Below are 20822 nucleotides of genomic sequence, written 5' to 3'. Positions count from 1 at the left end.
GTAGTTAATATTAGGCTGTTTAATTCTCCATTACAATTGATATACAACTTATATACAACGGTATCGCTCTTGAGAGGTAAAATGTTATTGGGCATAATTTATTAGTCCATTTCAATAACGGTACTAGTAATCTGTCAGCCCGAACTCTTTTTGTCTCTGACTCTGTGTTCTCTGCATCTCTGTGGTTCATCTCATTACATTTGCTGGGTAAATAAGTTTGTAGTTAGGCTTTTCTAAGCACTTTAATGATTAGTGCGAACCCTCAAAAATAGCTTAGAAAAGTGCATTTCCTGATTGCAATTGGGTAAATAGATCAGAACCTACATATAAACTTATACAGAATCATTCTCGGAATTAAAATTGTCATCTGTCTTATTACTTATCGCCTGGTTTTGAGCAGCAGCTAATAGCTTTTGCTCAAGCCTACTAATACTAATTCCCAGCTCAGAAGCTTTTTTTGTTTTCCACTCTTCTAGCTCACAATCATGTTGATTGAGCCATTCACGCACGGCAACGCGGGCCATCTCAGCTTTGCGAAGAGTCTGGCGAGCTGCATGAAAAATCAGTCGCTGGTTATCAAAGCTTGGCAATGAGAGCATGAATCGCTGTAGTTTCATTTTATCTAGGGTCTTTAGGGGGCGATCGCTGTTACTCACATAACTATTAGAACTCTTTTCAATTAGTATGTCACATAACAAAAATACATTACTCGAATTGCATACAAATTGCATATATCTTCAATTTAGCAATCACAGCTTGCTCGAAAAAATACTGAGAAAAAGTATTAAAATATCAACAATATTAGCCTCTTATTGATTTATTTACTTATTGAAAAATAGAGATGATAGCTAATCAAATAAGCTAAGTAACCGTGAGATAATGCTATAGTTTTTACATCTATCTAAAAGTCGATTTATTTTTTTAAAGATTATGTATTAATCAATAAGATATTTTTTAAGGATTTTTATTCCTAAATAAGCAATTCTGTCTGCAATGTAACAATAACCACTAGCAACTATATCTAAAGAATGAAAAATACTAGCGAACAACAGACCCATCATCAAGCAAAGAGTTATTTTGATATGCTGAGTAAGAGCGAGGACATAACAGTGTTAAAAAGTGATCAAAGATCGCAATTATTTCTCATAAATTTTATCGATGATATTGCTAGCTATTTCTATTCACAACTGTTGCATATAGATTGCAATTGAGTATCAATCGGTTTATCGTAAGTGATTAAATAATGTAATTCAATACTGTTTGTTTAAGAAGGCGGAGAGATACATGAATAGGGAGAATATAAATATAAATTCACCTGATTGCTGGTCACTCTATACATTCGTAAACGCGCAGTATGACAATGTGATTTAATGCAATGATCCGTATTGTATGAAGCCTTCTGCATAATTAGACTGTCACGAAAATATAAGGGTTTGCTGGTATGAGACTATCTGAGCTAGATCCACTCATCCCGCTAATTGAGTTAAGAGAAGAACTCCTGAAGCTACCAAAAGGCTACTCATTTTATGAAGATGAACTGGTAGATTTTTTATCTCGACGAAGATGGCCTGAAAGTAATCGCCGCATTGATCGGACAACTTTCTGGCGGTGGAGAAATGACAACGGCATTGAACATCAAAAAGTATTTAGTCGATTGGATATCTTGAAACTCTGCCAAATTTGCGACCACTATCGCATAGATGGAACTCGCAACGAATATCTGGCGATTGTTAAAAGTAAAAAAGAGGCAGTTCTTAACAAATAAAGCTACCTCTGGCTAGATACATAAAGTACCAAACGGCTTCATCCAGAGTTGATTTACTAACGGATTGATGGATCAATATGATTGATGTTAGTAATATCTAGCTTTGGAAGCTCCTAACCCCCCCTCTCGTGAAGGGGGGGCTTAATTCACTAATTCAAAATAGTCACTTTTACCCGCTTCAAGCTGAATTAGAGTGTTCATCTTGGCATGATATAAGGTCTAATTTCATCTCTGCTATTTCTGAATAATTTGGAAAGACCTTGTTCTCAGACATCGCTAATTTGGAATAGGTAATTATGGTACAAAAACAAAAACATTCATTCATTAAACCATTCATTAAACCTGTAGTTTGGTGGCCAGTTATATTAGCAACTACTATGACTGTAGCTACTGGTGCAGCCTCTTTCTATACCTTTTCACGATTTCAGTTGTCCTCGAAAGTACAGCCTATAGCTACCCCACGTAGTTCTCCTAAAAGGACTACTATTGCAGCATTAGGACGTTTAGAACCTCAAGGAGAGGTTATTCGTCTATCGGCTCCAGAGTCCCAAGGGGGTGTTAGGGTAACAAAACTTATGGTAAACAAAGGAGACAGAGTACGACAGGGGCAAGTAGTTGCAATGCTTGACAGTTACTTTCCTCGTCTTGCAGCTTTAGAAAAAGCCCAACAACAAGTCTTAGTTGCTCAAGCTAGTCTTAACCAGGTAAAAGCTGGCGCAAAAGCTGGAGATATATCTGCACAAAAAGCAACCATTGCTCGTTTAGAAGCTGAGTTGCGCGGAGAAACTTCTGCTCAAGAAGCAACGATCGCTCGCTTACAGGCTGATTGGCGGAATGCTGAAAGCGAAAATCAGCGATATCAGCAGTTATATAAAGATGGTGCGATTTCAGCCTCCGACGCAGATACTAAACGTTTGCGAGTCGATACAGTTCAACAGCAACTCAATGAAGCTAAAGCTTCTCTCAAGCGCACTATAGAAACTCTTCAAAAGCAGTTAATCGAGGCCAAAGCCAGACTCAAGAGTATTGCTGAGGTTCGTCCTACCGATATAGCAACAGCACAAGCTGATGTTGAAAGTGCATTAGCCTCAGTTAACCAGGCTAAGGCAGAGTGGGATTTAAGTATTGTGCGATCGCCCATAACCGGGCAAATCATGAAAATTAATACTTGGCCTGGAGAAATTATCGGCACTACAGGAATAGCTGATTTAGGTCGCACACAACAGATGTATGTGGTAGCAGAAGTCTATGAAACTGATATTAAAAAAGTCCGTATCGGTCAGTCGGCGATTATTACTAGCGATGCTTTACCAGGAAAATTACGAGGAAAAGTTACAGATATTGGTTTACAAGTTGGCAAACAAAATATCTTTAATAACAACCCTCAAGCAGACACAGATAACAAAATAGTTGATGTAAAAATTCGTATTGATAATCTTCAAGATAACCAGCAAGTTGCTGGTCTGACTGATTTACAGGTAGAGGTAATTATTGATATTTAAAACTTCTCAAGAAAGCTTTGTTAACTCATTGAACATCCCTACCATACCTAATACTAATTCGTAATTGGCTATGCTTTAACAGAAAATCCTTGATTTAAACAAAGCATTCTTTCTTAATTTAGTCTAATTTTCATCTTTGAGGTTTACTAAATGATTCTCAATATCCCCTTAGCTTGGTTACAATTAGCCAGACAAAAAATTCGCTTTCTTGTAGCTTTAGCTGGGATTGCTTTTGTTGCAGTTCTCATGTTTATGCAAATTGGTTTCCAAGCTGCTCTTTATGACAGTGCTACGCAGTTGCATAAGAATCTAGAAGGAGACTTATTTTTAATTAGTGCCCAATATAAATCTTTAACATCAAATCAAAGCTTTCCTCGCTCACGTTTATATCAAGTATTAGGCTTTGATAATATCGAATCAGTTAGCCCATTATATGTGCAATTTGCCAAATTTAAAAATCCCAACAATGGCCTAAAGTTCCCATTATACGTGCTGGGATTTGACCCAGTTAAATCAATTTTCAAATTCCCACATATCGACGAAAAGCTCGGTCTAATCAGAATCCCTAATATCGTTTTATTTGACCGCGATTCTCGACCAGAATTTGGAGCGATCGCTAAAGATTTTGAACAAGGTAAAGTTATAAAAGTTGAAATATTCAGCTACACTGGATTAGTTGGTTACAAAGTTAAGATTGGTGGTTTATTTAGCCTCGGACCTTCCTTTGGTGTTGATGGAAATTTAATCGTTAGTTCTTCAACTTTCCTCAGAATATTTCAAGATCGTCCGGCACAAAAGATAGATATAGGATTAATTAAACTCAAACCTAATACCGACCAACAAAAAGTTTTTGCAGATTTATCAGCCAAGTTACCCAAAGACGTAAAAGTAATTACTCGCAAAGATTTTATTGCTTTGGAAAAAACTTATTGGTCTCTTAGAACTCCCATTGGATTCGTGTTTAATCTGATGGTATTAATGGGGTTTGTTGTTGGTGTGATCGTTGTTTATCAAATTCTTTATAGTAATATTTCTAGTCATTTAACTGAATATGCAACCTTAAAAGCAATGGGATTCAAAAACAAATACTTATTAAGTGTAGTTTTTCAACAAGCTTTAATCTTAGCATCTCTAGGTTATATTCCAGGTTTGGCTATATCTATAGCCTTATATGATATATCAAAGAATGCTACTAAATTACCAGTTATTATGAGTACAGATAAAGCCATTCTAGTATTGATATCAGCAACATTAATGTGCTTAACTTCTGGATTCTTATCTACAAACAAACTCCGAAATGTAGATCCAGCCGATATTTTTTAATTTTACATAGCAGTCCGCTTTAATTTCTGTTCGTGCAGCGCAAGTGCGATAGATAGTTAATAGACAATAAAGCTTTTTGAGTTGTACCTAGCTTCGCAAAAATCAAATATGAGTCATATATATCTGAGAAAATCATGAAAACAAAGTTTATTGTGAATATTAGCGATCTGAATCACTACTTCGGCGAGAAAAAAGTACGAAGTCAAATATTATTCGATATTAATTTTAATATCAAATTTGGAGAAATTGTGATTATGACTGGGCCATCAGGTTCAGGAAAAACAACTTTACTAACTTTAATTGGTGGGTTACGGTCTGTCCAAGAGGGAAGCCTTAAATTTTTAGGTCAAGAGCTTTCTGGAGCTAGTAACGAGCAATTAGTTAAAGTACGACGCCACATTGGATATATTTTCCAAGCTCATAACTTATTAGATTTCTTAACAGCCAGACAAAATGTTCAAATGTCGCTAGAATTACACAAAAATATTTCTGAATGGGAAGCTCGCAGTAAATCAGAAGCTATACTAAATGCGGTTAAATTAGAGAATAGAGTTAATTATTACCCATCTGATCTCTCAGGGGGACAAAAACAACGGGTAGCAATTGCTCGTGCTTTAGTAAGCCATCCAAAATTAGTTTTAGCTGATGAGCCCACAGCTGCTTTAGACAGTAAGACAGGCAGAGATGTTGTCACCCTAATGCAGAAATTAGCTAAAGAACAGAATTGTGCTATCTTAATGGTCACTCACGACAACAGAATTTTAGATATTGCCGATCGCATAATTCAGATGGAAGATGGTTATCTGGTCAAAGAGGTTTGTCATCTACCAAATGGATGATAACTAAATACCTGTAAAATCTGAATATGCCTTTAGGAATACTAATTTAGTTTAATTTTGGTACAATTATCCAGCAGAGAAGTACAGGGTAAAGAATTTGTATTAGTTATTATAGTGAAACAATATTCCTTAAGTCTAGAATAAGACACATCTAGAGTATGAAGTTATAAGTTATCAGGTGAAATAATATTGTAGAGTATTTTTAAATATACTCTTATTTTTTGCGATCATTTAGCTGTTTAACTTTATAATATGTATCTAAAAATAACTAAAGAACAAATAAAAAGATAAACTCATCGAAAAATCCAAAAATTGTTGTACTTATTAGGATTGGTACGGAAGTTTATGCTTAAAGATTTAATTTTTTGTCTAAAAGAAGCAGCTTTATACCTTCTATTCAAAAAATCTCGAACACCTCAAGATCCTTCTGAATGTTTTGTGAACCCTGCCTGTGGATGTGCTAATCCAGGGAAATATATCCAGTGTGAAGATTGTGATTATCTTGAGTCGTGCTTATCGGATTGTAAGCTGCAAAACGTTTCGTTATTTTCATGTTCACAGACTAAATTTAATTAATGTAAAAGTAATGCCTGCGATAGAAGTAGGTTTAGTCCTATGGTAGAAGTGCGGCAAAAAACTAGCTGTTATGTTAATTAGGAATGAGAAAACAATTCATAATAAGTAATTAAAAAGTAGAACGCAAGTGAATATAAATGTTTTTACATCAGTAAGATTAATTTTTATTCCTTATTTTTTTGTGAGCAAGCGACTTTGCTAGTAGCTTCTTAATCATAAATAAGTAATTAGTGATTTAGGAGAATCTAAAACTTTTGATACCGACAAGAAGACTTTTCAAACATCCTCTAAGTGAAAAACTTCTGAATCTATCTTGATTGTCAAAAGTTACTTAACTTAGCACTGGATTAAGTAGGAAATATCAGTTTTGAACATCAATCAACCACACAAATCTAAAACATAAACGGAACTATGACCATGAAGCCTTTTGATTTATCTAAAACTGTTCTAGCTACTGTCTTTGCCATCAGTTTCGCTTCTGTATCTTTACCTCCTTCTGTTTTTGCCCAAAGTGGAGGCTCAGGTAGTGGAGGTTCTAGTAGTGGCAGTAGTTCAGGGACTGGAACTACAGGCACTGGCTCAGGTTCTGGTTTAGGTACTGGAACTACAGGTACTGGAACTACAGGTACTGGAACTACAGGTACTGGCTCAGGTTCTGGCTTAGGTTCTGGAACTACAGGTACTGGCTCAGGTTCTGGCTTAGGTTCTGGAACTACAGGCACTGACTCAGGTACTGGAACTACAGGTTCTGGAACTACAGGTACTGGAACTACAGGCGCTGGCTCAGGTTCTGATGCCACAGGCACTGGTTTAGGTACTGGAACTACAGGCACTGGCTCAGGTTCTGATACCACAGGTACTGGAACTACAGGTACTAGCTCAGGTTCTGATAGCACAGGCACTGGTACAACAGGTACTAGCTCAGGTACTGACACTACAGGTACTAATAGGAATGCAGGTATTACAACTTCCGAAAGAACTAGCGATCGCGGTTTCGATTGGGGTTGGCTAGGTTTACTTGGTCTAGCCGGTTTAGCAGGTCTGGCTCGTAATCGTGATAAAGTCCGGGCTTATAGCGATCCTAATGAAGTAACGGGTACTCGTTCTAGATAATATTCACCACACTGTAGGAAGCGTACAGCCGTTATTTTTGTCAAGTTCAGGTTAGGTCAGTAGGGGCACAATATATTGATATTGCGCCCTTTTTATTACATCTCAGTTTACTCAAGTCGAACTACTGTTTTGTCCAATGAAAATTACATTTGCCAAAACTTGTATTTTTGTTAGCGCCCGCACTAGACGTTGAGCTTGATGTTTATAAAGTGGTATTGGCAATACTCCAGGCAAATTATTCATCCACTGCCTAGCAGTAGCGAAACTACATCCTGTAATCAAAACTATTTCTTCAGCGCCATAGATAAGAGCATTTGTAGTCAGAGCTTTCTCGATCTCCACCTGCCAAAGGCGAGGCAGCATTTCACCCCATTCGATTCGCTGCAAACTACTGCTTGTGGCTAAAACAATCAAGCGATCGCCAGCATAGAGCTTAACATCATACCAGGGCATCAAGGAATAATTGTCTCGCCGATATTTATGGTAGAGAATCGGCACAACACTGTAGCCAGATGCTATTTCAGATAGAAGCAACCCATTGAGGGTATCGCCATCTTCAATCTTGTATTCCGTCACCATAACTATTTGCTCGCTCAAGTGAAACAAGCTCAAAACATTTTCCCCAAAGGCAGCACAAGCAAAGACTTCCGCAGATAAAGCCGCGCCACATAAAACTTGGGCATAGGGAAACAGAGGGGCGATATTATCACTAAAATGGCGATCTTGAGAGCGGATAATCAAGCTTGTGGCGGGGTTCATTGCATGAGCCATCAAACCAATTTCCAGATTTTCCATATTATCGTCCCCTACTAAAACGATGCTTTTAGCATGGGAGAGATTCACCTTAGCTAGTGCTTCGGTAGCATTGCCAATAATCAGGGGCATATCTGGTAAAGTGCCTGGATCGAGAGTGGTAGTATGAATTCCTACTAACGGCTGATTGAGTTCTTGCAAAAGAGCAGCAACTTTCTGTCCCAAGCGATTTAAGCCAATAATCACTACATGGTTGCGTTGTGGTATGGGAGGACGAGACTTGAAAAACTGGAATCTGGAAGTGACAAGAGCATCAGTTACCAGTGCATATAATACTCCCACGAAAGCTTGACCTGTCAACGTGAGTCCCAGACTAAAGAACCGCAACCACCAAGGGATATGATCTGAAGGTTCAGATTGCGATCTAAACTCAACACCGCCAAATAAATCACCGTATCCTCCCAAAAGCAACACTGCTGTTGCATAGAAAGCTTCTTGCAGGGTGATGTCAGGATAATACAAGCGGTAAAGAATTATTCCAACGAACCATAGGATAAGTACGGTAATCCCATAAATTGTTGCAATTCGCCGAATTTGATTTTGGCTTTGGTAGTAAGATTGCCAAAATTGTAATATTTTTTGCTTAAGATTCTTCGCTGTGATGCCTTGAAGAAACTCTTGCCACTGCCAACTTTGACCATGAAATTTATTTGTATATTGGTCAGAGAAAGCCAATTCGTATGCAACATCAATGTAAACGAGTGTGTCTCCTACCTGCACTTCTGCTTCTGGGTTCCATCCAAACAATTCTTTGAGGGGATCGGATGAAACTGTTGTGTGACTCAAAATGCGGCGAGTTGTGAGATTGAGTCTATGTACTGGCTTGCCATTGCACCAGCTATCCTTCGCTTGTACTTGGTGCTTGATTACTTGCAATAGTTGTCCTTCTATGGTAAAGTAAGCACTCGCTTCAGAACCGAGAGATGCTAAAGCAAAGGCATGAGCAGAGAGATGGGTAGGCTCAAAGGCAACAAAATTGCCTAGGTTTTCGGACAAAAGTTTGTTGAAGTTTTGCTTGTCAGAACGTACAATCAGGCGAACGTGCGGATTAAGTCGCCGTGCTGCAAACGCTGCTTCTATATTTATCCGCTCATTTCTTGTGACTAAAAGTATTGAACGACATTGCCTTATACCTGCTTGCTCTAAAACACTTGGCTGGCGGCAGTCTCCTATGATTAATTTTTCTAGTAAGCTTGGTACTTCTGGGACTTCCCAATGTTCGAGTTGTACATCGTCAATGGCGTTAACTTTAACATCGTATTCCTTTAGGACTGCAACACAATGCTGCCCTAAACTTTGGAGTCCGCATACTAAGAAAAGGTCTTGGGGTTTTTTGGGATTGGTGCTAGGAGAGGGATGCACTTTCTGTTGATAGCAGCAGTTAATACTGCTAACAGTACGTGTTTGGTAGAATTATATCTTAGGGACTTCCAAATAAAAAAATATCCCAAAACTGACGCAAAAATCCTCTCTATTTCTCTTCTCTCTGTGTTCTCTGTGTCTCTGTGGTTAGTTTATTTGGATAATTTATTTCTTGGAAGTCCCTTACTGTTCGGGTAATGTATCCCTTCACTCACACAACTAAAGAGATTTTCTGACTATAGCAATCCTATTTGAGTTGTGAAAAATGTAGATTAGGAAACTAACCGCCAAGGACGCAAAGGACGCAAAGGGAGGAAAGAAGAAAGAGAGATGTAATTTTCACGAATGATTTAGGACTGCTATATGTAAAGGATTATTTCTCAATAATATCCTCCGAGAATTGAGAGAAGTTTAAGAAAGTAAACTAGCAGAATTAACATCCAAAAATAACGTAGCTTGGGATTGTTGACGAAGAATAGAAGCCGGACAATCTGTAGTTATAGCTCCTTGCAACATTTCTTTTACCACATTCGCTTTACGTTTTTCTGGAGCAAGACAGATAATTTTTTTAGCTGAACAAATCGCCGAGATGGTGACAGTAAAAGCATATTGTGGGACAGTTTCTAGATTTGGAAAGTGACCTGTACTTACTTGTTGCTGACGGTTCACTGTATCCAGTTTCACTAGTTTCACACTGTAAGGATCTTGAAAATTTGCTACTGCTGGATCATTAAAAGCCAAATGTCCATTTTCGCCAATACCGAGACAGCATAAGTCTATTGGTTGTGCTTGCAATAATTTGGTGTAGCGATCGCACTCGTTTACTGGTTGCAGTGTATCACCTTCTATATAGTGAAATACTTTAGGAACAACCCGCTTCTCTACACGTTCTTGCATATAGCGCCGGAAACTGGCAGAATGGTCAGCAGGAATTCCCAAATATTCATCTAGATGGAACAGAATAATCCGTGACCAATCTACACCACCCAATGCAATCAAAGCATCGAGAAATTTGAGTTGGGAGTTACCTGTTGCTAACAATACAGCAGCTGTATCCTGTTGTTTGAGAACTTGCTGTAAATGCTTTTGGGCGATTTCGGCAACATCTTGGGCCATTTCGACTTCAGAGTTGTAAATCTGCACCAGTAAATCATCAACGCGAAAAAAGTTTGTAGCGGCTAGCATTTGCTTACACAGAAGGTTATCAATTATACGGTAGTTTTTTGAGAAGCTCTACCTGTCTACCTTGACATAGCTTATCCAGTATAGATTTTAGGATTTAGCAGATTAATTTATCGCTTTTTGCGCTGTATAAAGGCAAAAAAACAATGTAAACTATTTAAATTAAGTTAACAATTATTTACATTTTACCAAAAAATCATGCTAGCTGCAATTCTCTTTGACCTCGACGGCACTATTGTCAATACTGACCCCATACACTACCGAGCTTGGCAGGAAATGCTGCTAGATTATGGCATAGAAATTGACGAAACATTTTATAAATCCCGAATTAGTGGACGCTTAAATCCAGAAATTGTTAAGGATATTTTGCCACAATTATCAACAGCAGAAGGGCAGAAATTTGCAGACAAAAAAGAGGCGTTTTTCCGCAAACTCGCCTCGAATCTTAAACCATTGGATGGATTTTCTGAGCTACTAGCATGGACGGAGACACATCAATTAAAGCGGTCATTAGTAACTAATGCACCTAGATTAAATGCAGAATTTATGCTAGAAGTATTGGGAATAAAAGAAGCTTTCCATACAGTTGTTTTAGCAGATGATTGTGTAGCAGGTAAACCTGACCCTGCACCCTACCAAGTCGCCCTGAATAAATTGGCAATTACAGCAGAGGAAGCGATCGCACTAGAAGACTCTCCCTCTGGTATTCGGGCGGCGGTGGGCGCAGATATCCGCACTATTGGCATCGCTTCTACCCACGATCCGCAAGTTTTACAAGAAGTCGGCGCATTTATGGCAATTCCAGATTTTACTGATTTGCAGTTGTGGACATTGCTCAACTCACTCATTGAGCCAGATTTAAGTGCGATCGCTTCTAATCTGTAAACGCAAAATCTGAGAAAATTGAGAGTAGAGACGCAAATTTTGCCTCTCTACTTATTTTTGAGCCAAAATCGCGTAAATTTCCCGTTTAACTTGCTCTAAAAGCTCACGCACCCGATTTATTCGCTCCACATTACCACTACGAGCAACTTGCACTACAACAGCAGCTAATTCTGTTGCAGCATTCCGCAACTCAATAAACTCTTGGGGCTTACCTGTCACGAAACTTTTGACGCTATCCCAAGGAGTATCAGAAGTTTCTTTTTGGGCACGTTCTGCCAATAATTTTCTACCTTCATCGGTAATCGTGTAAATCCGCTTGCCACCTTCCTGGGCACTCTTGAGATAACCCCCCTCCTCCAGCAATTGGAGTGTTGGATACACTGAGCCAGGACTGAGGCGACGGAAACCACCATAACGAGTTTCCATCTCTTTAATCAGGTCGTAACCATGACTAGGATGCTCGGATAACAATTCCAGCAGGATGAACTTGATGTCACCCCTACGAGTGCGATGTTCATCTCCCCAACCACGACCAAACATTTCATTACCAAAGTGCTTGTCATGATGTTTGGAATGATGTTTGCCATGCTGAAACCAAGACTTGACAAGCAAAAAATCATCTTCACTAACTCCTGCCCATGCAGGTGCCCTAAAGCGTGACTGAAAGTGTCTAAACATAAATCAATCTCAAATCAACTTTCTCTAATATACGATATATCGGAATATATCACGATATATCGGAATAGAATTTTGATGAAGATTTTTGAAGTAAGCAATTGTGCCAACGCAAAGCTAATGAAGAATTCAGAATCAAGACGCTCGTAACGCTCATAGCGTTGCTATCAATACACCAAAACACTTGTAGAGACGGCGATTTATCGCGTCTCTTAGGCTGTGCGTAAACGTTCAATATCCCTTATCGGTGGCGCACCGAACATCCGGGAATATTCGCGGCTGAACTGTGAGGGGCTTTCATAACCCACCTGATAGGCAGCATTCGCCGCATCGGAGTTTTCGGCAAGCATCAGACGACGTGCTTCCAACAGTCTTAATTGCTTTTGATATTGAAGTGGACTCATCGATGTCACCTTCTTGAAATGGTGATGGAAAGATGAAGGAGACATACTTGCCTGCCCAGCAAGCTCCTCAACCCGCATTGGCTTTGTAAAATCAGCCTTGATGAGTTTTATCACCTCGGCGATGCGCTGCATATTGCTGCCAGATGTGGCAATCTGGCGGACAGCTTCGCCCTGTTCACCTATTAAAAGGCGATAATAGATTTCGCGGATAATCATCGGTGCAAGGATCGGGATATCCTGGGGCGTATCCAAAAGCCGTGTCAGTCTCATAGCGCAATCGAGCAATGGTGCATCGACGGTGCTGACAAATAAGCCTCTGACAGAGTTCTTTTTCTCCTCAATCACACTGGTTTGAGCAGTAATAATATCGCAGAGTTGACGTGGATCTAGATTCAGCTTGAATCCTAAATAGGGTTGCTCTGGGGTTGCCTCAACGATAAACGCGCTCAGTGGCAAATCAACCGAGACTACCAGATATTGAGCCGCGCCATAACGATAGGTTTCCTCACCCAGCAACGCTTCTTTTTTGCCCTGAACTAGGATGGCGAAGATAGGTTCGCAGACACCCTGTAGTGAGGTGGAAGCAGAAGATTCTCGCTGAAATTCCAGCTGCTCAATAGCTGTTTTATGAAAACCGTCCCCTTTGCCATCGGTGTGACGAGTGATAAGTGCTGCCAATTCTTGACATTGATGAGCGATCGCACTTTGGTTTATGACTTGGTTGATGATTTTGATCGTCACAATATTCTTCGATTAATTTAATCATCCTCTTGTAGGCATTGTAGAACATCAATTTGGAGAATTAGGCAATAAAGCGCGAGGTCTGTGTATTCCAAACCTTTGCACTTACTCATACGATGAACACATCCAAAATTTAAATTAACCTCAACAGAGGGAAAAAGAAGCATGTTAAACGTAGAAAATAAAGTCATTGCGATCACTGGAGCCAGTAGCGGCATTGGTGAAGCCACCGCTAAGTTACTCGCTAAAAACGGTGCAAAAGTCGTTCTAGGGGCACGGCGCACCCAAAAGCTAGAAAAGATTGTCGAGGAGATCCGTAACCAGGGTTACATAGCGGAATTCAAAGCGGTGGATGTTGCGAATCGTGAGGATATGAAAGCGTTCATTCACTTCGCCAAAGATAAGTTTGGTCATGTCGATGTCATCTTCAACAATGCAGGCGTAATGCCCCTATCGCCGATGAATGCCTTGAAAGTTGAGGAATGGGACAACATGATTAATGTGAATATCCACGGCGTATTGAATGGTATTGCTGCTGGTTTACCAATCATGGAAGCGCAAGGCGGTGGACAGTTTATCAATACCGCCTCTATCGCCGCACACATTGTAGGGCCTACCAGCGCGGTCTATTCCGCGACAAAATTTGCTGTTTGGGCCATATCCGATGGATTACGTCAAGAATCGAAAAATATTCGCGTGACAATAATATCCCCTGGCGTGGTTGAGACTGAACTCGGCTCTGATATCACAGACGAAGCAGCAACAGGCTTCTTGAAAGAACTTCGCAAAATCGCACTGACCCCAGATGCGATCGCTAGAGCCGTATTATATGCCGTATCCCAACCGGATGATGTTGATATCAATGAAGTGATTGTCCGCCCGACGGCAAGCCCATTCTAAGGCTAGGAACGTATGTGAAAGAGAATGTGGGTATTGAAGGCAGAGGGGCAGGGGGAAGGGTGCAGAGGAGGGGAATTTTCTCCCTGCTCCTTCTCTTGGAGCGATCGCGGCAATTATCCCAGCCCAGAGTGGCAGTTAGAAAATACTTGTATTATAAATTGCAGCTTATTAACTTTTATGCCCTATTTTATTTAGCACAAAGTATATTTTATAACATAAAATATACCAGTCTCGGCAGCTATAGCATTTTTAAGTCTAGATTTCAACTCTTCTTAAAAAATTCACGAAAATCAAATATCTAGTAAAAATACGTATGCCATTTTAAGTCTTCTCACTATATGAATAGTAGAATTAGCCCATAGAGGAGAAGACAGTGACACTCTTAAACCAAGCTCAAGTAGAGCAGCTAAAGGAAATAACCACACATTTACGACAAGTAAGGCAAGAAAAAGCCATACGCATAGAAGAAATTGCCGCTCAAACACTGATTAGAGCAGGTGTTTTGCACGCTTTAGAAGAAGAACGATTTGAAGAATTACCTGAGCCTATTTTTCTTCAAGGCTTCATCCGTCGCTATGGAGATGCTTTAGGGCTGGATGGAAATGCTTTATCACATACTCTTATAAGCAATCCTGTAGTCCGCCAAGACCCCAAGAACGATCATAATAATTCTGACAACAAACCAAATACATACATACCTCTTGTCGTTACCTATATTCTGTTATTAGTAGCTGCATCTGCTGGTCTTTTACATATACTTAATCCACCACAAATTACATCCGAATCTCTGACTCCAGAAGTCAATAATCAACAGTCAATAGTCAGCAATACTAACAAATTGACAGAAAAGTAAGTACGTTGGCGCAATTAAAGCTAGCTGGCAAGGCTGTCATTTGTCCTTTGTCATTGGTCATTAGTAAAGACTTTAAGCCTATTTGCGTTTCGTAACATAATTGGTTTATTTCTGCTAACTTACTTAGAGGAAGTGGTGAGTGAAGGATAAGAATTAATCACCAATGACCAATGACAAATGACAAATGACAAATTCAAGATATTTGTGGTTTACGCAGATGCCAAGTAGTAGCTTGTTCATAAGCGTAAGCTACCTGAAACAATTGGTCTTCTCGGAGTACATTGCCAATTAGCTGTAATCCTATTGGTAAACCCTGGTCATCAAAACCACATGGCAAACTTAAACTAGGTAAACCAGCAAGATTCACAGGAATAGTCATCAAGTCAGTTAAATACATACTCAAGGGGTCAGTAGTTTTTTCCCCTGCTTTAAATGCTGTAGTGGGAGATGTGGGACAAACTAACACATCAACCAAGCCAAAAGCCTTTTCAAAGTCTTCCTTAATTAAGGTGCGGACTTTTTGCGCTTTCAGGTAATAAGCATCGTAATAGCCAGCAGAAAGGGCATAAGTGCCGATCATAATCCGGCGTTTGACTTCTGTACCAAAACCAGTGGCACGGGTACGAGTATACATCGATAGTAGATTATCGGCATCAGGAGCGCGGTAGCCATATTTAACGCCATCGTAACGAGCCAAGTTTGCTGACGCTTCAGACGGGGCGATAATGTAGTAGGTGGGTAAGCCATAGCGAAAGCGGGGACAGGAAATTATATGAATCTCTGCTCCCAAACTTTGTAATACATCTACTGCTTTGGTAACAGCTTGTTCCACTACAGAATCTAAACCTTCACCAAAAGTTTCTTTAACGATCCCAATTCTTAGCTGACCTCTGGGTTTGAAGTCTGGTTTGAAGCTGGCGGCGTAGTTGGGAATGGCAACTTTGAGGCTGGTAGAGTCTTTGGGATCGTGACCTGCGATCGCACTTAATAATATTGCCGCATCTTCTACTGTGTTTGCAAATGGCCCAATTTGATCCAAAGACGAAGCGTAAGCCACTAAACCATAACGAGAAACCAAACCATAAGTTGGTTTCATCCCCACCACACCGCAGAAAGATGCAGGTTGACGAATTGAACCACCAGTATCAGAACCGAGAGCAACTACACATTCTTGGGATGACACCGCCGCCGCCGAACCCCCCGAAGAACCACCTGGAACTCGTGACAAATCCCAAGGATTAGCCGTGACTTGGTAGGCAGAGTTTTCTGTGGAACTACCCATTGCAAACTCATCTAAGTTGGTTTTGCCTACCATTACCGCCCCAGCATCTGCCAGTTTTTGCGTCGCCGTTGATTCATAAGGCGGCACAAAATTCTCTAGAATTCGGGAGGCGCAAGTGGTAGGAATTCCCTTAGTACATAAATTGTCCTTAATCCCAACAGGAATGCCTGCTAGTAGCCCGATTTCTTCCCCGGCAGCAATTTTGGCATCCACAGCACCCGCCTGCTCTAATGCCCGTTCTGCGGTAACACATAAAAAGCTATGTAATTTCGGCTCTAACGCTTCAATGCGCTCTAAAGCTTCTTGGGTAATTTCAACGGCAGAACGTTCTTTTTTAACTAGTTGTTGGTGCAACTCGCGGATGGATGCCATGATTGCTCTCTTTGTGACTCAAGTCATTGATTTTAGTACATATTGACTGAGATTGGGAATGGGAAATGGGGAATGCCGAAGAGGACTTGGGGACAAGGAGAATTGGGGACAAGGGGAAAGACTTGTTTCAAGTTCTCACCCCTTGTCCCGAATGGCACGCTTGTTAATCGCAAAGCCCTGATATAACTTGCTTTTTGAGTGTGGGGAGTGTGGGGAGTGTGGGGAGTGGGGGAAGTGTGGGGAGTGTGGGAAGTGTGGGGAGTATGGGAAGTGGGGGAAGTGTGGGGAGTATGGGAAGTGGGGGAAGTGTGGGGAGAAAGAGGAGAAATTGAATAACTGCATATCAACAAATGCTGCATTGCCTCCCACACCTCCCACACCTCCCACACCCTTCCAGCAAGGAGGTTTCAGCTTTTCAAGCGTGCCATTCCCCCTTGTCCCCTTGTCTCCTGTTCTTGCCTACTCCCCACTATTCATAAATAAGACTGATACCTCTCAAGAAATAAGTAATTGTGGGGTTGGAAAAATTGCGAGGCTTAAACAAAATAAAATTAGGAATTTAACATCATCCGTAAATAGAGGGACTACAATCAAAACGGACAAATGTTTCATGCTCCAACAAGAGAGGATTACAAAGCTATGTCCGACTTAAATCGAGGAATTATGAAATTTGAGGGTGCAGATTCCCCAAAAGTAGTCACTATCTCTACCGTGTTGCTTCTGGGATCGATCGCTGCTCTCATCATCTGGGCGCTGCAAGCTGCCTATGCGCTAAACTAAAACCATTAGTAGTCTAGAAGGGCACTTGTCTTAAACGGTTTCCGTCGTAGCCAAGTGTCCATTCCATGACTAATAAATAAAAGCGCCCTAATTACCATCAAAAATTTCAGAAAAACTTTAGATTTTAGATTTGAGGTTTTAGATGGAAAATTTAAATCTAAAATCCAAAATCCAGAATGTTTGAACCTTGGGGTGTTTTAGTTATTTTAATTATCTGCCCCCTCTTGGGCGGATTACCCCTGATTGCATGGATAGCTTACGCGCTTACGGGTAAGCAATTATCACAAGTTGGTACACGAAACATTAGTGTATCAGCGGCCTTTTATCACGGCGGTAAGTTTGTCGGAATTCTGGCAGTCTTGTCAGAAGCTTTTAAAGGAATTGCGGCAGTTTTCCTCACCCGTCTTTTCTTCCCAGAGGGATCGTTTTGGGAATTGATTGCCCTGATCGCTCTGGTAATTGGTAGATATTGGATAGGCAGAGGAGCAGGTACAACAAATGTCGTCTGGGGATTTGTCGTACACGATCCCCTGGTGGCAATGTTTGTCTCTTTCTTTGCAGGTATTAGCTTTACAGTTCTGCAATCAAAACAGGCAGTCAAATATGGGGTTTTGCTTCTCTTTCCACTGTTTGTAGCAATTTTGCATCTAAACGATATCCCCAGAATGCTTGCTGCTGCGGCTTTAGCTGGTTTAATGGCCTGGATTTATGCAAAAATTCCAGATGATATGAACTTACCAGTTCAAGAGGCACAAACAGAATCGCAAGCGATGTTGGAATTTTTACGGGGCGATCGCGCGATGGTTTCTTTAGATGAAGAATTGGATGCTGCTATTGTCGGAGAAAAGGCGGCTACATTATCCCAAATTAAGCGTTGGGGCTATCCAGTGCCGAAGGGATGGGTACTAGCGCCAATCGACGATCCAAAAGTGTTGACAGAATTTCTCCAGCCATCAGAATTATCCCCCTTGGTGGTGCGTTCTTCTGCCATTGGCGAAGACTCAGAACAGGCTTCTGCGGCTGGGCAGTATGAAACAGTTTTAAATGTTACTAGCCCAGAGGCATTACAGCAAGCGATCGCGCAAGTTCAAGCTTCTTACAATCATCCATCTGCTGTACAGTATCGGCGCGATCGCGGCTCAAACGATACAGCAATGGCTGTGTTGATTCAACAACAAGTCCAAAGTGTATATTCTGGCGTTGCTTTCAGCCGTGATCCCATTACTCAACAAGGTGATGCAATCATCATTGAAGCCCTGCCAGGCAGCCCAACGCAAATCGTTTCGGGAAAAGTCACACCAGAACAATATCGCGCTTTTGTCGTTGAAACAGAAAAATCTTCCTCTGTGCAATTAGAGGGTGAAGGACGAGTTCCCCAAGCATTAATTAAGCAAGTCGCATATTTAGCTTACCGACTCGAAAAACGTTATCATGGCACTCCTCAAGATATTGAATGGAGTTACGACGGTCAAACGCTGTGGGTGTTGCAATCTCGACCAATCACCACTTTACTACCAATTTGGACACGCAAAATCGCTGCTGAAGTGATCCCTGGAGTAATTCACCCCTTAACATGGTCAATTAATCGTCCCTTAACTTGTGGAGTTTGGGGAGAATTTTTTACTCTAGTTTTGGGCGATCGCGCTTTGGGATTAGATTTTAATGAAACAGCAACTCTGCATTATTCCAGAGCTTATTTTAACGCATCCCTCTTAGGAAATATCTTTCTCCGTATGGGATTGCCGCCGGAAAGTCTGGAATTTTTAACCAGAGGAGCTAAATTAAGTAAACCTTCCTTGCAGTCAACCTGGGAGAATTTGCCAGGACTAGGGAGGTTGCTGAAGCGGGAATTAAATTTAGAAAAAGACTTCAAACAGGATTATCACCAACGGTTTATTCCTGGGTTGTCGCAGTTGGCGCAGGAAAATGTAGATAATTTGGAACCAGCCAAGTTGCTAATCAGAATTGACTTTATTTTAGAGTTGCTGCGCCACGGGACATATTACAGCATTTTAGCCCCCTTAAGTGCCGCCCTCCGACAGGCGATTTTTCGGGTGAAGGATGGCCAAATTGATAATAGCGTGACTCCAGAGGTGGCGGCATTGCGATCGCTCAGTGCAATAGCCACAGATGCCAAGCAAGTATTACTTGAGTTTGAACCACAGCAGGTATTTGAGCAGTTAAAGCAAACCCCAGAGGGAGAGAAAATCCTGCAAGAATTTGACGAATTACTTCAGGATTACGGGTATTTAAGTGAAGTGGGAACTGATATCTCCGTTCCTACTTGGCGGGAAAATCCCCAGATGATTAAGCAGATGTTTGTGCAATTAATGCAGGGGAACGAACCACAATCGGGCGCTAAAGATGCGATTAATAGCATCTTTGCTGGTAAACGCAAACGTTCTTTTGTCCAACGGCGTGTGGATATTAAGGGGCGAGTTACCGAAGTTTATTCACGGCTGTTAGCTGAATTGCGTTGGAGTTTTGTCGCTTTAGAGAAGATTTGGTTAAAATCCGGCTTACTCCAGAAAACAGGAGATATCTTTTTTCTCAACTTTGATGAAGTGCGGCGTTTAGTTGTCGGTGACGATTTTAGGTTGATTGAAGAGTTAGATAAGTTAGTGGAATCGAGGCGATCGCAATTCGTCCAAGATAGCGAGTTCATTCAAATTCCACTTTTAGTTTACGGCAATACACCTCCCCACCCCTTAGCTCCTTCTGCACTCTACTCTGACCAAATTTTACAAGGGATTGGAGCCAGTCACGGGCAAGCTGAAGGCAGGGTGAAGGTGTTGCGAAATTTACAAGATGTGCCAGAGATTGACCGAGATACAATTCTGGTAGTACCTTATACAGATTCCGGCTGGGCCCCTTTATTATTAAGGGCTGGGGGATTAATTGCCGAAGTTGGTGGACGGCTTTCTCACGGTGCGATCGTGGCTCGTGAATACGGTATTCCTGCTGTCATGGATGTTCGGGGTGCTACATGGCTTTTGCAAGATGGTCAACGGGTAAGGATTGATGGGTCTAGGGGTATTGTGGAATTATCTAACGATTTAAGACCCGAATGATTACCAATTCTCTGAAAGACTTACCAGAAGAATCTGTCTCTCACAATCCCGAAATTAAGAAAAAGGTGATGTTACGCTTCGGCGATTTGCCTCACCTAACTAACTTTTCTCAAGCGCGTTTTGCTCCCGGACAAACCGCACCAGCACACGCGCATCAAGATATGTGCGAAGTATTCTTTGTGGAAGCTGGTTCAGGAGTAATTCATATTGATGGTACAGAATACCCCCTGCTTCCAGGGAATTGCGTGGCGATAGAAGTGGGAGAGGTACATGAAGTTGTCAATAGTGGCTCAACTGAGCTTGTTTTGACCTACTTTGGTTTGCGTGTGGAAAAATCAGCGTAATATATTGGAATATCAAAAGCTTTAGTGAGGGTTCAACAAT

17 protein-coding genes are annotated in these 20822 nt (G+C 41.0%); 11 read left to right on the top strand and 6 right to left on the bottom strand.

Features of this window, described 5'->3' with window-relative positions; translation table 11 throughout:
• Nucleotides 1–332: 332 nt before the first annotated feature.
• Nucleotides 333–599 carry a hypothetical protein gene (locus ACFFRD_RS27455; protein ID WP_114080731.1) on the bottom strand — a complete coding sequence of 89 codons (267 nt, stop codon included), beginning with the start codon at nt 597–599 and terminating at the stop codon, nt 333–335.
• A gap of 842 nt (nt 600–1441) precedes the next feature.
• Between ACFFRD_RS27455 and ACFFRD_RS27450 the strand changes: the two genes are divergently transcribed.
• From ACFFRD_RS27450 to ACFFRD_RS27430, 5 genes are all read left to right on the top strand, one after another.
• Nucleotides 1442–1765, top strand: coding sequence for a hypothetical protein (locus ACFFRD_RS27450; RefSeq protein WP_114080674.1), 324 nt, complete (start codon nt 1442–1444; stop codon nt 1763–1765).
• A gap of 296 nt (nt 1766–2061) precedes the next feature.
• Nucleotides 2062–3267 (top strand): ABC exporter membrane fusion protein, encoded by a 1206-nt coding sequence (locus ACFFRD_RS27445; protein WP_392478719.1) that lies wholly within the window; start codon nt 2062–2064, stop codon nt 3265–3267.
• Between the two features lie 150 nt (nt 3268–3417).
• Nucleotides 3418–4590 (top strand): ABC transporter permease DevC, encoded by a 1173-nt coding sequence (gene devC, locus ACFFRD_RS27440; RefSeq protein ID WP_392478716.1) that lies wholly within the window; start codon nt 3418–3420, stop codon nt 4588–4590.
• A 134-nt stretch (nt 4591–4724) separates the two neighbouring features.
• Nucleotides 4725–5429, top strand: a complete 705-nt coding sequence (locus ACFFRD_RS27435) for a DevA family ABC transporter ATP-binding protein (protein WP_179075255.1) — start codon at nt 4725–4727, stop codon at nt 5427–5429.
• Between the two features lie 987 nt (nt 5430–6416).
• Nucleotides 6417–7118, top strand: a complete 702-nt coding sequence (locus ACFFRD_RS27430; RefSeq protein ID WP_392478714.1) for a WGxxGxxG family protein — start codon at nt 6417–6419, stop codon at nt 7116–7118.
• A 111-nt stretch (nt 7119–7229) separates the two neighbouring features.
• On the opposite strand, the gene ACFFRD_RS27425 is transcribed toward ACFFRD_RS27430, so the two are convergent.
• Complete coding sequence (locus ACFFRD_RS27425; RefSeq protein ID WP_392478713.1) at nt 7230–9293, bottom strand: potassium channel family protein; 2064 nt, start codon at nt 9291–9293, stop codon at nt 7230–7232.
• Between the two features lie 411 nt (nt 9294–9704).
• Nucleotides 9705–10478, bottom strand: coding sequence for a glucosamine-6-phosphate deaminase (locus ACFFRD_RS27420; RefSeq protein ID WP_392478711.1), 774 nt, complete (start codon nt 10476–10478; stop codon nt 9705–9707).
• A gap of 195 nt (nt 10479–10673) precedes the next feature.
• Here ACFFRD_RS27420 and ACFFRD_RS27415 point away from each other — a divergent pair, with 195 nt between their 5' ends.
• On the top strand, nt 10674–11360 hold the full coding sequence (locus tag ACFFRD_RS27415; protein WP_392478709.1) for an HAD family hydrolase: 687 nt from the start codon (nt 10674–10676) through the stop codon (nt 11358–11360).
• Nucleotides 11361–11411: 51 nt separating this feature from the next.
• Here the strand turns inward: ACFFRD_RS27415 and ACFFRD_RS27410 are convergent, their stop codons facing one another.
• Together ACFFRD_RS27410 and ACFFRD_RS27405 are read right to left on the bottom strand one after the other, a co-directional pair.
• Nucleotides 11412–12038 (bottom strand): PadR family transcriptional regulator, encoded by a 627-nt coding sequence (locus tag ACFFRD_RS27410; RefSeq protein WP_392478708.1) that lies wholly within the window; start codon nt 12036–12038, stop codon nt 11412–11414.
• A 209-nt stretch (nt 12039–12247) separates the two neighbouring features.
• The gene (locus ACFFRD_RS27405; protein WP_392483178.1) at nt 12248–13183 is read right to left on the bottom strand and encodes an AraC family transcriptional regulator; all 936 of its coding nucleotides are present in this window, start codon (nt 13181–13183) and stop codon (nt 12248–12250) included.
• A gap of 162 nt (nt 13184–13345) precedes the next feature.
• Here ACFFRD_RS27405 and ACFFRD_RS27400 point away from each other — a divergent pair, with 162 nt between their 5' ends.
• Nucleotides 13346–14080, top strand: coding sequence for an SDR family oxidoreductase (locus ACFFRD_RS27400; RefSeq protein WP_392478707.1), 735 nt, complete (start codon nt 13346–13348; stop codon nt 14078–14080).
• Between the two features lie 373 nt (nt 14081–14453).
• On the top strand, nt 14454–14933 hold the full coding sequence (locus tag ACFFRD_RS27395; RefSeq protein ID WP_114080686.1) for a helix-turn-helix transcriptional regulator: 480 nt from the start codon (nt 14454–14456) through the stop codon (nt 14931–14933).
• Nucleotides 14934–15126: 193 nt separating this feature from the next.
• Here ACFFRD_RS27395 and gatA read toward each other — a convergent pair whose 3' ends face one another.
• Nucleotides 15127–16587: an Asp-tRNA(Asn)/Glu-tRNA(Gln) amidotransferase subunit GatA gene (gatA, locus tag ACFFRD_RS27390; protein ID WP_190965368.1), complete on the bottom strand. Its 1461-nt coding sequence runs from the start codon at nt 16585–16587 to the stop codon at nt 15127–15129.
• A 603-nt stretch (nt 16588–17190) separates the two neighbouring features.
• Between gatA and ACFFRD_RS27385 the strand changes: the two genes are divergently transcribed.
• From ACFFRD_RS27385 to ACFFRD_RS27375, 3 genes are all read left to right on the top strand, one after another.
• Nucleotides 17191–17367 carry a hypothetical protein gene (locus ACFFRD_RS27385; RefSeq protein ID WP_159402606.1) on the top strand — a complete coding sequence of 59 codons (177 nt, stop codon included), beginning with the start codon at nt 17191–17193 and terminating at the stop codon, nt 17365–17367.
• Between the two features lie 176 nt (nt 17368–17543).
• Nucleotides 17544–20438 carry a glycerol-3-phosphate acyltransferase gene (locus ACFFRD_RS27380; protein WP_392478705.1) on the top strand — a complete coding sequence of 965 codons (2895 nt, stop codon included), beginning with the start codon at nt 17544–17546 and terminating at the stop codon, nt 20436–20438.
• Nucleotides 20435–20782: a cupin domain-containing protein gene (locus tag ACFFRD_RS27375; RefSeq protein WP_114080689.1), complete on the top strand. Its 348-nt coding sequence runs from the start codon at nt 20435–20437 to the stop codon at nt 20780–20782. The genes ACFFRD_RS27380 and ACFFRD_RS27375 overlap by 4 nt, the downstream gene beginning before the upstream one ends.
• The last annotated feature ends 40 nt before the right edge of the window (nt 20783–20822 follow it).

The organism is Nostoc sp. C110 (assembly GCF_043099725.1).
Taxonomy (GTDB): Bacteria; Cyanobacteriota; Cyanobacteriia; order Cyanobacteriales; family Nostocaceae; genus Nostoc; species Nostoc muscorum_A.
This window is presented reverse-complemented; position numbering and strand designations above follow the sequence as displayed.

Excerpts from the sequence above, each read along its gene's own strand:
- ACFFRD_RS27375 (WP_114080689.1), top strand. The coding sequence starts at position 20,435 with ATGATTACCAATTCTCTGAAAGACTTACCAGAAGAATCTGTCTCTCAC.
- ACFFRD_RS27430 (WP_392478714.1), top strand. The coding sequence starts at position 6,417 with ATGACCATGAAGCCTTTTGATTTATCTAAAACTGTTCTAGCTACTGTC.
- ACFFRD_RS27420 (WP_392478711.1), bottom strand. The coding sequence starts at position 10,478 with ATGCTAGCCGCTACAAACTTTTTTCGCGTTGATGATTTACTGGTGCAG.
- ACFFRD_RS27400 (WP_392478707.1), top strand. The coding sequence starts at position 13,346 with ATGTTAAACGTAGAAAATAAAGTCATTGCGATCACTGGAGCCAGTAGC.
- ACFFRD_RS27415 (WP_392478709.1), top strand. The coding sequence starts at position 10,674 with ATGCTAGCTGCAATTCTCTTTGACCTCGACGGCACTATTGTCAATACT.
- ACFFRD_RS27435 (WP_179075255.1), top strand. The coding sequence starts at position 4,725 with ATGAAAACAAAGTTTATTGTGAATATTAGCGATCTGAATCACTACTTC.
- ACFFRD_RS27410 (WP_392478708.1), bottom strand. The coding sequence starts at position 12,038 with ATGTTTAGACACTTTCAGTCACGCTTTAGGGCACCTGCATGGGCAGGA.
- ACFFRD_RS27445 (WP_392478719.1), top strand. The coding sequence starts at position 2,062 with ATGGTACAAAAACAAAAACATTCATTCATTAAACCATTCATTAAACCT.
- ACFFRD_RS27455 (WP_114080731.1), bottom strand. The coding sequence starts at position 599 with ATGCTCTCATTGCCAAGCTTTGATAACCAGCGACTGATTTTTCATGCA.
- devC (WP_392478716.1), top strand. The coding sequence starts at position 3,418 with ATGATTCTCAATATCCCCTTAGCTTGGTTACAATTAGCCAGACAAAAA.
- ACFFRD_RS27385 (WP_159402606.1), top strand. The coding sequence starts at position 17,191 with ATGTTTCATGCTCCAACAAGAGAGGATTACAAAGCTATGTCCGACTTA.
- gatA (WP_190965368.1), bottom strand. The coding sequence starts at position 16,587 with ATGGCATCCATCCGCGAGTTGCACCAACAACTAGTTAAAAAAGAACGT.
- ACFFRD_RS27380 (WP_392478705.1), top strand. The coding sequence starts at position 17,544 with ATGTTTGAACCTTGGGGTGTTTTAGTTATTTTAATTATCTGCCCCCTC.
- ACFFRD_RS27450 (WP_114080674.1), top strand. The coding sequence starts at position 1,442 with ATGAGACTATCTGAGCTAGATCCACTCATCCCGCTAATTGAGTTAAGA.